Genomic DNA, 13,700 nt, shown 5'->3' with positions numbered 1-13,700 from the left:
GGCCGCCGCCGCGCTTCTTGCCGAGACTGACAGTTCAATGAACTCCGCCCGCATCAAGGAAAATGGTGTCTCGGAAAAAACGCCAATGGAGACCTTCATTGATGCGCTGACTTTGGCGCCGTCGCTTGAACCACCCAACGGCAGCTCATGCCGTCAGTCAGATCTAGTGCCCACTTGTACAGTCAATAAGACGGGGTCGGAAAAACCAGAAGTTTCAGAGCGCCACGAGCGCGCCAAGCGGATTTGGATCCGATCTGCGTACTTGCCATATGGGCCCGCAGCATTATGAGGCCGGACACATGAAAGCGCCCGACCACATGCTCGCGCCTAAAGAAAATCCTTGCATTGGACGGGGGCGCCCCCACACGAAACACACCATATTCAACACTCAGCGCTCTCGTTTTACTTGTCCCACCCGTGAAGCGAGGTGCGCAAAGGATTGGCTACGGCCCTCGGATGACGCTTGTAACGCCTGTCTCAGAAAGCGCACCGGGAAGCAGATCGCATCCACATTCGCGCCCCGCAGTTCGGCGGGCCGATTAGAATCCGCCACCAGAGCAGATTCTGCTTCCGCCAACAGCCGATCGATTTCAGCTTCCTCGAAAACTCCCTTTTCGCGCAAAGCGACAAGCAGGGCGGAAATGACGACGTAAAGGCCCTCAAGCTGAAGATTCGCAGTATTCATGGTTGCCTCCTGGCGTTGGCATAAAGTCCGCCGCCATCGTTCAGAGGCGTCCCGGGCAATGGATCGTGCGCCCACTCAAACTCCCACACAAGAGCCGACGCGTTCTGTCGCATCGCCTGTCGATTGTATTTTAGAGGTCGCTTTTGCTTCGTGGCTTCGAGGTTTGGCGAGAGAAGGTCCGAAAAGCCCTCGGCAAATGATAGCGCTCGAATGAAGTAACTGTTTGGGCTCCCGAGCTCGACACCAAAGCAATGCTTCAGTCGTCCATGATCGGGTCTAGGACCAGCTCCAACGCATCGGGAAGCGGGCGACGTCAGCCTTTCTTGAAGCGGACGGCTTCTTCCGATCCGCTGGTTGCGTCGCCTGCGCTATATGAATGCGCCCCGGCGCCGGCGAGCTTCCCTGCGCTAACGATTAGGTATTCATCGCGGATCGGGCGATTGTCGAACCAGCATTCGAGAATCTCCCGCACGCCAGCTGCATAACGCGTCTGCGCCGTCAGACTGGTGCCAGAAATATGCGGCGTCATGCCATGGTGCGGCATACTTCTCCATGGATGGTCGACCGGTGCTGGTTGAGGGAACCAGACATCGCCCGCATAGCCGGCCAATTGTCCGCTTTCGAGGGCACGCACAATAGCGTCGCGATCGCAGATCTTGCTACGCGCGGTGTTAACGATGTAGGAACCGCGCTTCATTTTGGCAATTAACGCGTCATTGAACAGATGTACGGTCTCCGGGTGCAACGGGCAATTTATAGTGACGACGTCACAAACCTCGACCATGCTTTCCACGCTGGGGTGATACGTCACATTCAGGTCTCGTTCGACCGACTCCGAAAGACGATGGCGGTCGAAATAATGAAGGCCGACATCGAATGGCTTCAACCTCCGCAGTACTGCCGAGCCGATGCGACCGGCGGCGACAGTGCCGACCTGCATGGCTTCAAGATCGTAAGAACGCGCTACGCAATCTGCTATGTTCCAGCCGCCTGTCACGACCCATTGGTACGAAGGGATGTAATTGCGAACCAGTGCGAGGATCATCATCACCACATGTTCGGATACGCTGATGCTGTTGCAGTATGTGACTTCAGCGACGGTGATATTGCGATCGATCGCTGCTTGCAGATCGGTGTGATCAGATCCAATGCCCGCGGTCACGATGAGCCTGAGCTTGGGCGCCTTCGCAATCCGCTCGCGGGTCATGTAAGCCGGCCAAAAAGGCTGCGAAATGACGATGTCGGCGTCAGGGAGCTCTTGGTCGAGTACGCTGTCCGCGCCGTCCTTGCTGGATGTCACTACTAGGCGATGACCGTTCGACTCTAGGAATTTGCGTAGTCCTAGTTCGCCGGAAACGCTGCCAAGGAGCGTACCCGGCTTGAAATCGATTGCTTTTGGGGAGGGCAGCGTTTGTCCGTCGGGATAGCATTTGGGCTGAGCCACGTCATCGCGCGCATAGGCTTTCGGATACCCGTCGACCGGATCGTCGTACAGCACGCATACGATCTTGGCCATGTTCCGCTCCCTCTCTCGCTGGGATGCAGGGCGTTATACTTTCGTGGCTCTACCCATCAGCGCCAAGCGCGAACTGGCCTCGCTCATGGATACGCGCAAGCTCCGCCTCACCAGCCTCATCATAGTTGTCGACGTAGATAGCGCAGATCGTTTCATAGGCGATGCGTTCAGGGTTATCTGTCGATTTCACCGAAGACGATATCCAGCGAGCGACGACAGCCGAGATGTCTACCAGGCGGCAATGCGATCGAGAGCGGTAGTTGCCCCCATCCGCCCGGCATTGCCCTGCCTGCACTATAACGCTTTGAATTGATGGCTCAGGTCGAGGCGGGGAAATCGCCGGAAAATTCAAATTAATTTGACGGTCCACCCACCACGGCCCGAGGCGCGAACCGGCGCATTCTGGCAATTAAGTGCAATGCGACATCGCCGCCACTGGCCGCCGCTTGGCTGCGACGCCGTCCAAAACGGGCCAGTCGCGACGGCAGCGAGCTGCTTCGCCAGACATCTGCTGAAGTTGAGAAGGCGGCCTTGCTCGCCGGGTAGTCCAGAAGATGCGGCGAAGGATCGAAGGCGACGATCGAGCTCGTATTGATGATCGACGGTCCCGGCTGCAAATGCGGCAGAGCCGCTTTTGCAATCCAGAACAGCGCGTCACTTGCCTTCCGGAGGAACGCCCTGACGCTGGACGTAAGCGCGGGGCGTTTTTTTTGGTGGCGGCCAGGACAAGGGCGCGCAATCGTAGGTCTCGCGCCGCAGCAACGAATTTCGCCATAGATCGTCGAATGTTGTGGCTGCGCTGCGGCCCTGTGATATCTTTTCGAACTTCAACGACTACAGTGAGGCTCAGCGTTTTGGCGCGTCTTGTCCTCATAGACAAAAAGAACCGTGTTTGCGGCGACACGGCGGCTTTTTCGCCACGCTGCTCTTATGCCTGGGCGTACGCCTCCACGTGCTGCAAACCGGATATTAAAGGGTTAGCCCCTATCGCCGCCCGCTTGCTCGACGAGAGCTTGGGCAAAACATGTCGTGCCTACAAATTCTCGACGTTCGAGTCGAACGGCGGTTCCGATGGCTATTTCGTCTTTGATTGCGATTGCTACCAAGCGGCCCCGGCGGATTTGGGTGACCCTGCGGCGACGGCGGCGGTCATGATGAGCTGCCTTTATGTCGGCTATGTGCGCCGCGACCATTGACCCTCCCTCTCGTTAAGCCAGATGACTCTGGCGGGCGTCGACCTCCGAGAGCAGGACGTTCGCCGAAGGGAGGGATTGGCAATGACGGATCAAAGGCCATCCGGCGACAGGGAATGGGAAATCACAACCAACACCTATATCTTCGCCGGTGTTGGCGCACTAATTTTGGGCGTTCTCGCCTATCTAAGCCTCGGCGGCATTCCCAACACGATCGCTGCAGCCGTCGTGGGCGGGTTGGCCGGCGGTGCCTTGGGTCTCTTTTTTTAAGGCGAGCATGAGCTGACGCGGCAAATTCAGGGGCGCAGCTTACGGGCTTAATTGAAGAGGCGAAGGCTAGCGCCGCAGAAAGCGATCTCAGGCCCGTAAAAGGCAAGCCATCAGGCGTCGAGAATTCGGAAGTCGGAAAGTCGGTTAGTTCCTGACTTTCCGACGCTGGTCGCGAAAAGCTCCGCCCGTTACTCGCGGGCGGAGCCCTGGCGCCCGCCGGCCAGGTTAGGTGGGGTCGACGGTACGTCCATTTCAATCTGGGGCGTGACATGGCGGGGAGCTTTGCCACCGAATGGTCGGTGCTGGCTAAAACGCTACGTTGTGCTCTATCAATTTAGTCATGTTATCGGAAAGTCTAGTCGGCACCCGGGCGACGTGCATATTGCGCAGATTGGCTTCGATCAGCTGCGCTATGCCGGCAACGGTCTTCGCTGTCCCATATCCCTGAAAAACCCGCAAAGCATGGCAAGGGTGCATTAGCGTTCTTTCCTAAGGCAACAACACGCGCCAGTTAGGCGGTGAGCGCTGCTACGGCGCCACCTTTCAACGGAGGATGAAAGCGGCGAGTCTGATCCCCTGATGTGGAGATAACGCTTGTGTCTAGACTTGGACTTGCGAGCGTCTCTCGGAGGTCGAAACCAGACTGTCGTCCAGCCTCAACGCAATCCCCGCAGCGACTGGGAGCCTAACGGCGGCTCCGTTCGTCGGATGCGAGCGCCGTCGGCGCCGGCTGGGTGAAGAGAAGGCGCAAGCGGTCGAAGAGTCGCTCGCACCTGGCGCGGTGGGTTTCGGAGGTCGCGCGGCGGCTTGGGCCGACGCCGCAGCAATTGTTTTCGTGGTGACGGGAGGCGCAGCGGCGGGCGGTGGAATCTAACGCTTTTCTTTCACGCCGGTTATTGTCGAGCGACGAGAGGAAGCGCCGATCGCTTTGGCGTCGAAGAGCAGATCGGTCGCGGCACGCCCGCATGTGCTCGAACTTGATTTTATGGGCGCGAGCACCTGGATCTGGCGCGACGCGTCCGCCGGCATGTTCACGGCGATTATCGGCGCCTTGAAGGCGCGCTCATGATCGGCTTGACGGGCGCGGTCGGCGTCATGGTGGCGACGAAGCCCGTCGACTTCCCCAATGGCGCGAAAGGACTCGCAGCGCTGGTGCGCGACACGTCGAACTCCGGAATTTTGCATCTTCCAAGACGACGCTCCAGAAAGGTGAGGCTCGCGGCTTTTGATCTACCAATCCGCTTGCCCATTTCAAAAGGTCGTCTCTATGAAGTCGAATGAGAACGCCAAATGTTTTGGCGTCTCTCCGCGCGCGTTTACTCGGAGACTCGCCACGATCGATCCGGCGCTCGATATCCAAACGCCCATTCCTCGGCGTCTCGCCGGCGCAAAAATATCTCGTTGACATATCCCCTTGCGACGAACTTGGGCGCGCCAGGAGCCGAATTTGAGCCTGGTAAATGTCGCCATGACGTGCGCGCTCTGTGTACACTGAGAGGTCGAAAAGTTACGAAAAGTGTCGTATCGAGGCCCAGAATGGAGTGCACACGACGCGACATATGCCATTGAGATAAAACAGCAAATACTGATAAATCAAGATATTAGATTCGCCGTTGCGCCTATGGTGCATTAGACCTATCGCAGCAATAGCTCTTTCGTCCCGCGGCCTTTCCAGCCCGTGAGAAACGTGTTGGAGCGGTCCTCGTCCTCCACTTCTTCTTCGATATGCACCCCGTCAAATCCGAGGATGATTTCGATCCCGAAGATCAAGCTGATTACGAGAAATACTTTAGAGAAAAATGGACGCGGAAATTCTGCTAATTCGAATCACGGTTTTCATATCAAACCGATTGACAACCGACACGACGGCGAATTGGCGCATCAAGCACACAGCTATCTATTTGTACGCCACAGCATCCTGCTATCCGACATCTAAATTTGCTCCCTTCCCTTTCGGGGCCTATCGCGCTCATTTTCTCAAGAGGAAGAGTTGAGGAAACGACGATGGCTCACCAAAATGGCGTTCCTATCAAGCGGACTATCCGTCGACAACAACTGCGCGAAATGGTGCCGCTTGCCGATAGCACCATTTACGAGATGGAACAGCGCGGGGAGTTTCCCCGACGCTTCGCTCTCTCGCCGCGTTGCGTCGTATGGGATCTGGCAGCGGTCGAAACCTGGTTGGCGTCGCGCCGATCAACCCCAATTGTCCGGGCGCAGTCTCCTGACGTCAGGCAACGGCGATCGCGCCCTGTTCGAGAGCCGGGTCGGGTTCAAGCAATGGCATCGAAGACGGGATAAGTACCGGGATACGCTTGTTGCCCGCGACCCAGGCGTCGATGATATCCGACCACTCCTGCATCATATGGCGACGTTGAATTTCATACTCTGCCTTGTTGTATACGCCCCGCGATGAGCGACCGTCCTCGTGCGCAAGGCACTTTTCGATCCAGTCGCTGTTGAAGCCCAGTTCGTTGAGCAGCGTGGATCCTGTCCTTCGGAGATCGTGAACCGTGAAGGGCTCAAGCGGCAGGCCTTCCTTCTTCGCCTGCTCGACAACCGCATATGTGACGCGATTGAACGTCGCGCGCGACATCGGCGCGTCCGCGTCATAGCGCGACGGCAAAAGGTATCTTGAATTTCCGGCGCAGGTCCTCAGCGCGATCATGATGTCGAGTGCCTGCCCGGACAGATAGACGTTATGCGCCTTCGAGCGCTTCATTCGTTCCTTCGGGATCGTCCAGACGGCGTTTTCGAAATCGACCTCGTCCCATATCGCGTCCTGCAGCTCGCTCTTGCGCACCATGGTCAGCAGATACAGCCGCATGCCGAGCCGGATGGTCGGCAGCGTCGCCACCTTCTCGAGCAGCTTGAGCATAATCCTGATCTCGGTCGGCGAGAGCGACCGGTCCTTGGGCACGAACGTCGCAATCGAAGCCGGCCCCACATCATCGGCCAGATTGGCGACCTTCTCGCCATGCAATATCGCAAAGCCGTAGATCTGCTTGACGATGTCGCGGACGTGGATTGCCGTCGCGGGAGCACCACGCTCAACGATCGCGCCGCAGTGAGCTCGCAGATCATCGGGGCGTGATCTCGGTCAGAAGCCTATTGCGCCACTTGGTCAGCAGCTCGCGCTCGATGATCGACCGGCGCATTGCCCGCGTGCTGTCCGCCATCGGCGCCGCGGTCAGCCATTTCTCGCCGAACTCGCCAAAGCTCTTCGCTTCTAGAAGTCGGCGCTTCTCCCGCTGCTTTTCTATCGCCGGCGATCGCCCCTCACTGATCGCCCGCTTAGCGTCGATGCACAGCTCTCGAGCACGAGCGAGCGACAGCCCGGCTGGGCCGTACTTGCCGAATGTGACGGTCTCGCGCCGCCCATTCATCCGGTAGTCCAGCCGAAAAGTGAGGGTCCCCGACGGCTTCACGAGCACATACATGCCGTCCCGGTCCGTCACCTTATAAATTTTCTCTTTTGCTTTCAGGTGTTTAAGGGCTGCACGTCAGCCGCCATCTCTGCCGGCCGATAGTTCTCGAACGATCATGAACGATTTTCTTTTTGATTTCAGCGTATTATGTGGTATTTTTGAATACCCTGGGATGGGCAAAAATCATTCCCACTCGATGGTCAATGGGTTTGAGTTCACATTGTAACTATTTGGCTTTCCGCTCAGGCCCCAAGCCCATACCAACTGCGATACCACCAGGGTAAGGGCGCTGGATTCGTGGATTCTATATGGCGATCCGTCCCGCTATAAACGCACTCGCATCATAAACGAGCTTTGGGAGAAGGCCCCCCCCTCGCCCTTCTCGCTGTGGCAGCCTCGCTGGACACCACCTACAGCGTTCGGCACGCCCGCCCAACAGGCTGTTGCACAAGCTTTGCAAAAACATAACGGGAACATAGTTGTTCAGAATGCCTCCGAAGCTCCGTATGATGCGGCATGTCGAAGCGAATCACCGATAGCCAGGTTCTGGGCGAGTTGGGCGAGACAGCGATCAAAAAGATCGTTCTCGAAACCGGCTTTCTTTACGAGCAGCGTGGGCGCCTCGAAGCGGGCACAGACGGCATCGTCGAACTGCGCGATCCAAAGAGCGGCGCGCCGCTCGGCAAGCTGCTCGGGGTCCAGGTCAAATCCACCGGTAGCGGCCAATATGTCCGCGAGAACGACAACGGCTTTGAATACCTTCTCAAGCCGGACGATCTGAAATACTGGCGCACTTCCAACATCCCCGTCATCATCGTCCTTTGGCGGAAGTCCGATGAAACGGCGTATTGGAAGGACGTTAGCGATTGCGTCAGGGGCGAGGAACGCCGCCTGAAGTTCGATAAGAAGGCCGACGTATTCGATCCGCGCTGCGCTGATCGCATTGGCGCGCTCACCATTGATCGTCGCACGCCGGGCGTTTTCCTGCCCCCGCTCAATCAGGGCGAGGACGCCATCATCAACCTGCTGCGCGTCAAGTTGCCGGATGAAATCTTCATCTCAACCTCGCCATTCGGCAGCGGGCGCGACGCCGTGCCCGAACTAGTAAAGCACAGCAACATTCGGTTCGATTGGGTAATCCGCAAGCGGCGCTTTGTCTCTTTCTTCGATCCCAGGGAGTACGGCACCCGCGCGATTATCGATCTCGATCAGGTCGAGGCCGTTGATACCAAACTCATCGCATTCAACGACGAACGCGACGACATCAACGACACAATGGATTTGTTGCGGCGCACGGTCGAGCGACAGACAACGGCGCAGCTTTCCTTTCTCCGCAAAGACAGGCTTTTCCACTTCAAGGCGGTCGGGGTCGGAAAATCGCGCAGCTACCGCTACATGTCCAACATCAATGAAACCTCTGCCAAGGTCGTGAGTGCCTACGCGAGCAAGAAGAAGGAAGGCCGTGGCTACGTTCGGCACCATGCGGCGCGGCTTCGGTTCGAACGCCTTGCTGATGAATGGTTCGTAGTTGTCGATCCTGATTTTTATTTCACCACGGACGGCTTTCAACCGCACCGTTATCCAGAGGCGCTTTTGGCAGGCAAGAAGCGTCTGGAACGCAACGCCGCCGTGCGCGGTCAGGTGATGATGTGGCAGCACCTGCTAGTCGAGAGCGGCAAACACGAAGTTGGCCTGTTCGATGCCGACAAACCTGCGCCATTACTGCAATTCGAGCGCCTCCCGGTGATCCAGTTGTCTCAGGCGGTGCCGGAGTCCTCATGGAACCGGACCGATCCGCGAGCCAAGGAGATGGAAGCGCAGGACCTCTTTGAGGAAGGGGGCATCGGGTGATTTTCAAGGCACATGTCTTTGACGAGCCGATGCTTGAATTTGGCGATGGCGGACAGCATTGCGATCCGCGTCAGGGTTTGCGCGAGCATGGGCCGTTGCAACCGCGTTCCGGCGACGTTATCCGCGTTGGCGTCATCGGTACGGACGACACCGTTGCCGGATTCACGGAATTTCTGGGAGAAACCGGACGCGGCATCGAAAGCGGAAACAAGCAGCTTATTAATCTCAACCCGGATTTTCCGGGTCTGGGCAATCAGAACCCGTTCCGCTGCAAGTTCGAGGTGCCGGACGGGGCTACGGCCACTATTTCCCGGCGTCAGGTCAATGAAATCACCGGCATAGGCCGTCACGACGAAGCGGTCCGCCATGCCGTCGAGTTGATCACGTCGCAGCTTTCGGCTCTGGTCGAAGGCAGCGCGAAGCCCGACGTAATTGTTCTGGCCCTCCCCACTCCGCTCATCGAAAAGCTCGTCAACGCCAAGAGCGAAGTGGAAGACAGCGACGACGACGATGACGGGGGCGACATGCTCAACTTCCGTGACCTGCTCAAGGCGAAGACGCTTCACCTGCCGGTCCCGACGCAGATCGTCTGGCCGGATACGTGGGATGATGCCGCGAAAATCCCCCGCAAAGTCAAACGCGACAGCAACCGCCAAACGCAGGTAAAGGCGACGCGCGCGTGGAATCTTCTCAACGCGCTCTTCTACAAGGCGGGCAAGGTGCCGTGGCGTTTGCTGCCCGATCAGGCAGAATACCGCACAAGCTTCCTGGGCATCGGATTCTATCGTGACCTCGACGGTCAGCAACTCTGGACCAGCACCGCGCAGATGTTCGATGAGCGTGGTCGCGGTCTCATTCTGCGCGGCGCGCGCGCGCAGACGGAGACGCGGGGGCGTCACCCATATCTGACCGCCCAAGACGCGGAAGAACTCGTGGTGCAATCCATCGCGGCGTACAAAGCGCATCACCGCCATGTGCCTGCGCGACTGGTGGTCCTGAAGACCTCGCGCTTCCGTCCTGAAGAGGCGGAGGGCATCGACGCCGCTCTTGGGAAGTCCGGCATCGAGATGTCCGACCTCGTATGGGTGCAGGAGAGTTCACCAATCGCCATTTTCCGGGACGGCAATTATCCCGTTCTGCGCGGGACATTCGTCGATTTGGGCGGCAAGGGCCTACTGTATACGCGCGGCAGCGTGCCGTTCTACGGGACATTCCCCGGTCTGCGCGTGCCGCGCCCTTTGCTGCTTGTGCCCCATGAGAATTCGGACAGCAAAATCCTGACGCTGGGGAAGGACGTGCTCGCGCTGACGAAGGTGAACTGGAATACGACGCAGTTCGATCAGAAGCTTCCGGCGCCGATCAAGGCGGCGCGTGAGGTCGGGCGCATTCTCAAGCACGTCGAATTTGGAACAGCGGTCTCATCCGACTTCCGCCGTTACACTTAGATTAGTGCTGGAACGGATATTCTCGGCCAAACGCCTGACGTTGACATTGCTCATGTCAAGCCCCCCGGCAAAGGCGACGCGCTGTGCTTTACAAGACTGGCGCTCTTCGGATCGTAGACATATCCTGTGATCGTGCCGTCCTTGATCTTCTCCACCGCGTCATCGACCACGAACAACGGCACAAGGAACCATTCACGCGGGATGACCGCGTTGCCGAACCTGTCCTTGATCTCGATGTCGAGCCGGGCCGGGTCGAAGATGCGGTGGATCAGGTTTTCGAGCTTGATGCGGCTGATGTTGAACAGCTTGTAGGTCGCCACGATCTCCACGTCCGCCAGCAGGAAGGTCGGGTCCAGCTTGGCGTTGGCGATGCGCTTGGCGACATCGCCGCCGGTGACGCCGATCTTGTGAACGAGGTCGCGGTTGGCGGCGACAATGGCATTGTCCGACTGGCTGCGCAGAACATAGATGGCGCCGCTGGCGAGGTCGTCGGCTTCGCTTTCGTTGGCGAACAGCGGCCCGGCGCTCGGTTCCGACACGCGGCGGCTCACCTCGTCTTTGTAGAGGGCGCGTTGCAGAGAGCGGAGCAACAGGTCGCTCTCGGTGCCGTTGGAATAGATGACGCGAAGGCGGGCGTCGCTTTGGCCGTTGGGCGCTTTGAAGGGCTCACCGACTTCGGCGATGTAGGCGACCTGGCCGCCAAGGATGAAAAACTCCCCGGTCCTGATGTCGGTTTTCAGGAAGCCAGCGTCCTTGCGGATCGGTTGGGTGATGCGCACGCCGGTATCGAGGTCGTTCTGAACAGCCGTGAATAGGGGCTTGAAGCGGTCGAAATCCTCGCATCGTTCGCGGTTGGCGATTTCCGCGGCGGCGCGCTTTTCGGCGGTGGTGCGGACGTGGCGAAGATCGGTGATGTCCGTCGCGCCTGCCGCGCCCTCTAGCTCGGCGAGCAGCTCATCGTCGTCCATTTCCTCCGCTAGAGCGGCAACCGCATCCTCTGCAACCGCAAGCAAGCCTTGGTGATCGAGCGGTGCAAGAAGAGAACGGCACTCCTCCAGCGCGCGCAGGCGGTCGAGGCGCGTGGCGTAAAGCCGCTCGAAGATGTCACGCCCCTCGCCATGTTGCGGGGGGCGGCCATGCTGATCGGCGAAACGCTGAATTTCCTCGAAGCCCGCAATGATGCGTTCCTCGCGCGCGGAGCGTCCGCCCTTCTTTTCAGGCTGGGCGAAATCCGCGAGTTCGTCGCGCAGTTCATCAAGGTCAAGGTCACTCATAGCGGCCCTCATCCTTGAAGCGCACGAAGGTGGCTGCGCCTTCGGCCAGCAGCTTTTCCCAGGCATCGGTCGAGTTGATCGAAGGCAGCCGTCCGCGCTCCTTCTTAAACTTAACCGTGCGCACGGCGTATTCCTTCGCCTCCTCCGGCGTCAGCGTAGTGCGCTTCGCGGCAATCGCGGCTTTCACCTGTTGCAAGCGTTCCTCGTTCATCGTTTTGGCGAGGATCGAATACGCTTCCTTGAACGGGTTGATGCGGTCGATCAGGTCGATGTCGAGTTCGCGCACGTCCATCGCAAACTTGCGCACGCCGTCGATCAGGGCGGTGTTGGCGGTGGGTTCGCCGCTCACGCGATCAAGCATGGATTGCTTGGCCTGCTGCGTAATGTTGAGCGCGGCGATAGCGTGCTGGCGCACCGCCTCCTGATCTTCATCGCTCAGCTCGGGATATTTGTCCTTCACGATCTTGCCCATGCGAACCTGCGTCAGCTCCTCGGGCACCAGCTCGTCGTCAAACAGACCGCGCTCGATGGTGGTCTTGTCCTGAACGAAGGCGGCGATCACCTCGTTCAAATCCTGCTGACAGATACGCGCAGCCTCGTGACTCTTGGGCTCGACAAGGCCCTTGATCTCGAACTGGAAGACACCGCTCTCCTCGTTGAAACCAACATTGCACTTGTTCGGATCGTAGCCGCCTTCACCATAGTCGAAGCCAGAGGTCGGCCTGCTTTGCGGGTTCTTCGGCTTGAACTCAAAGCGCGGAGCAAGCACTTGCTCCATGAGCAGGCTGGCGGCGATGGCCTTCAACGTGTCGTTGACGGCCTCGGTCACGGCATCCTCGGCGGCATCGGGTTCGGCGATCAGATTGGTGAAGCGCGCGCGGGTCTTGTTCGGTGCATCGCGGGTTGCGCGGCCGATGATCTGCACGATCTCGGTGAGGCTAGAGCGATAGCCCACCGTCAAAGCGTGCTCGCACCAGATCCAGTCGAAGCCTTCCTTGGCCATGCCCAGCGCGATAATGATGTCCACATGGTCGCGGTTGTTCTTCTGCGCAGGGTCTTTCAGAGCCAGGGAAACACGGTCGCGCTTGTTCGCTTCGTCATCAACGAGATCGGCGATGCGAAGCGTCCGGCCGTCCGGTGTTTTGACAAGCTGGAAGCCCGTGGCGGCGTCGATGCCCTGCCAATCGCCGAGCGCACCGATGATATGTTCCACTTCCTTGATCTTGTCCTTCGTACTCTCACGCGAATTGACGTTCGGAATGTGGATGACGGTTTTCTCGGCGGGGTCGAGGACGGCGAGAATGTCGTCGGCATAAGAGCCGGAATAGAAGAAATAGCCGATGTCGAGCTGTTTCAGATATTCATAGCCGTTGAGCTGTTCGTAATAGGTGTAGGTGACGGACTCGAATTTCGCCTCGTCCTGTGGGGTCAACACCGGCACGGCGTCACCACGGAAATACGAACCCGTCATCGCCACGATATGCGTCTTCTCGCGGGCGATCAGTTGACCGAGATGCTGGCCGAGTTTGCTGTCGGGATCGGCCGAGACGTGATGGAACTCGTCCACGGCGATGAGGCGGTCATCGAACGCCTCCACGCCGAACCCGTCCACAGCGAAGCGGAAGGTGGCGTGGGTGCAAACCAGCACCTTGTCGCCGCTACCTAAAAACACCTCAACGGAATTGACCTTGCCGCCGTTATCACCGCCTGGCGCGTTGCAGAGATTCCACTTCGGCTCGACGTGCCAATCCGCCCAAAATCCATACTTGGTCAACGGCTCGTCGTTGAAGCTCGCGCCGATGCTCTTCTCCGGCACGACGATAATGGCTTGCTTGAGCCCCTGGTTTGCGAGTTTGTCGAGTGCGACGAACATGAGCGCGCGGCTCTTGCCGGAAGCCGGCGGCGACTTGATGAGAAGGTATTGCTCGCCCCGCTTCTCATAGACGCGCTCCTGCATCGGCCTCATGCCGAGAGCATTGGCCTTGGTCGAGCTGCCGTTGTGCGCATAGGTGACGGAGACGGACGGGATAGAGACCAT

General features: G+C 58.6%; 13 protein-coding genes and 1 pseudogene. 7 read left to right on the top strand and 7 right to left on the bottom strand.

The window, feature by feature from the left end:
• Positions 1 to 289: hypothetical protein (locus HUN39_RS19030; protein ID WP_210267011.1), on the top strand; the 289-nt coding region annotated here is incomplete at its 5' end.
• Positions 290 to 388: 99 nt separating this feature from the next.
• Here HUN39_RS19030 and HUN39_RS15875 read toward each other — a convergent pair.
• The 4 genes from HUN39_RS15875 to HUN39_RS15860 form a co-directional block, all read right to left on the bottom strand.
• Positions 389 to 685: a hypothetical protein gene (locus HUN39_RS15875; protein ID WP_175095452.1), complete on the bottom strand. Its 297-nt coding sequence runs from the start codon at positions 683 to 685 to the stop codon at positions 389 to 391.
• A gap of 313 nt (positions 686 to 998) precedes the next feature.
• Positions 999 to 2,201, bottom strand: a complete 1,203-nt coding sequence (locus HUN39_RS15870) for an NAD-dependent formate dehydrogenase (protein WP_175095451.1) — start codon at positions 2,199 to 2,201, stop codon at positions 999 to 1,001.
• Between the two features lie 49 nt (positions 2,202 to 2,250).
• Positions 2,251 to 2,391: a hypothetical protein gene (locus tag HUN39_RS15865; protein ID WP_175095450.1), complete on the bottom strand. Its 141-nt coding sequence runs from the start codon at positions 2,389 to 2,391 to the stop codon at positions 2,251 to 2,253.
• Between the two features lie 163 nt (positions 2,392 to 2,554).
• Complete coding sequence (locus HUN39_RS15860) at positions 2,555 to 2,818, bottom strand: hypothetical protein (protein WP_408631417.1); 264 nt, start codon at positions 2,816 to 2,818, stop codon at positions 2,555 to 2,557.
• A gap of 237 nt (positions 2,819 to 3,055) precedes the next feature.
• Here HUN39_RS15860 and HUN39_RS15855 point away from each other — a divergent pair, with 237 nt between their 5' ends.
• The 4 genes from HUN39_RS15855 to HUN39_RS15840 all read left to right on the top strand — a co-directional run bounded on the left by HUN39_RS15855 (position 3,056) and on the right by HUN39_RS15840 (position 5,965).
• A complete protein-coding gene (locus HUN39_RS15855; RefSeq protein ID WP_175095449.1) occupies positions 3,056 to 3,397 on the top strand; it encodes a hypothetical protein in 342 nt (113 codons plus the stop codon).
• A gap of 81 nt (positions 3,398 to 3,478) precedes the next feature.
• Positions 3,479 to 3,664, top strand: coding sequence for a hypothetical protein (locus tag HUN39_RS15850; RefSeq protein WP_175095448.1), 186 nt, complete (start codon positions 3,479 to 3,481; stop codon positions 3,662 to 3,664).
• 1,065 nt (positions 3,665 to 4,729) lie between these two features.
• Positions 4,730 to 4,945, top strand: a complete 216-nt coding sequence (locus HUN39_RS15845) for a hypothetical protein (protein WP_175095447.1) — start codon at positions 4,730 to 4,732, stop codon at positions 4,943 to 4,945.
• Between the two features lie 723 nt (positions 4,946 to 5,668).
• Positions 5,669 to 5,965, top strand: a complete 297-nt coding sequence (locus tag HUN39_RS15840) for a helix-turn-helix transcriptional regulator (protein ID WP_175095446.1) — start codon at positions 5,669 to 5,671, stop codon at positions 5,963 to 5,965.
• Here HUN39_RS15840 and HUN39_RS15835 read toward each other — a convergent pair.
• Positions 5,895 to 7,149: pseudogene (locus HUN39_RS15835) on the bottom strand (tyrosine-type recombinase/integrase). The gene HUN39_RS15840 and the pseudogene HUN39_RS15835 overlap by 71 nt on opposite strands.
• Positions 7,150 to 7,608: 459 nt before the next feature.
• Here HUN39_RS15835 and HUN39_RS15830 point away from each other — a divergent pair.
• On the top strand, positions 7,609 to 8,943 hold the full coding sequence (locus tag HUN39_RS15830; RefSeq protein ID WP_175095445.1) for a DUF4365 domain-containing protein: 1,335 nt from the start codon (positions 7,609 to 7,611) through the stop codon (positions 8,941 to 8,943).
• Positions 8,940 to 10,388, top strand: a complete 1,449-nt coding sequence (locus HUN39_RS15825; protein WP_175095444.1) for an argonaute/piwi family protein — start codon at positions 8,940 to 8,942, stop codon at positions 10,386 to 10,388. The genes HUN39_RS15830 and HUN39_RS15825 overlap by 4 nt, the downstream gene beginning before the upstream one ends.
• 50 nt (positions 10,389 to 10,438) lie before the next feature.
• On the opposite strand, the gene HUN39_RS15820 is transcribed toward HUN39_RS15825, so the two are convergent.
• Together HUN39_RS15820 and HUN39_RS15815 are read right to left on the bottom strand one after the other, a co-directional pair.
• A complete protein-coding gene (locus HUN39_RS15820) occupies positions 10,439 to 11,662 on the bottom strand; it encodes a GIY-YIG nuclease family protein (protein ID WP_175095455.1) in 1,224 nt (407 codons plus the stop codon).
• A complete protein-coding gene (locus HUN39_RS15815) occupies positions 11,655 to 13,700 on the bottom strand; it encodes a DEAD/DEAH box helicase (protein WP_175095443.1) in 2,046 nt (681 codons plus the stop codon). The genes HUN39_RS15820 and HUN39_RS15815 overlap by 8 nt, the downstream gene beginning before the upstream one ends.

It is taken from the genome of Methylocystis silviterrae, assembly GCF_013350005.1.
GTDB classification, from domain to species: domain Bacteria; phylum Pseudomonadota; class Alphaproteobacteria; order Rhizobiales; family Beijerinckiaceae; genus Methylocystis; species Methylocystis silviterrae.
The sequence above is the reverse complement of the archived record's forward strand: the minus strand, read 5'-3'. Positions and strand labels throughout refer to the sequence as shown.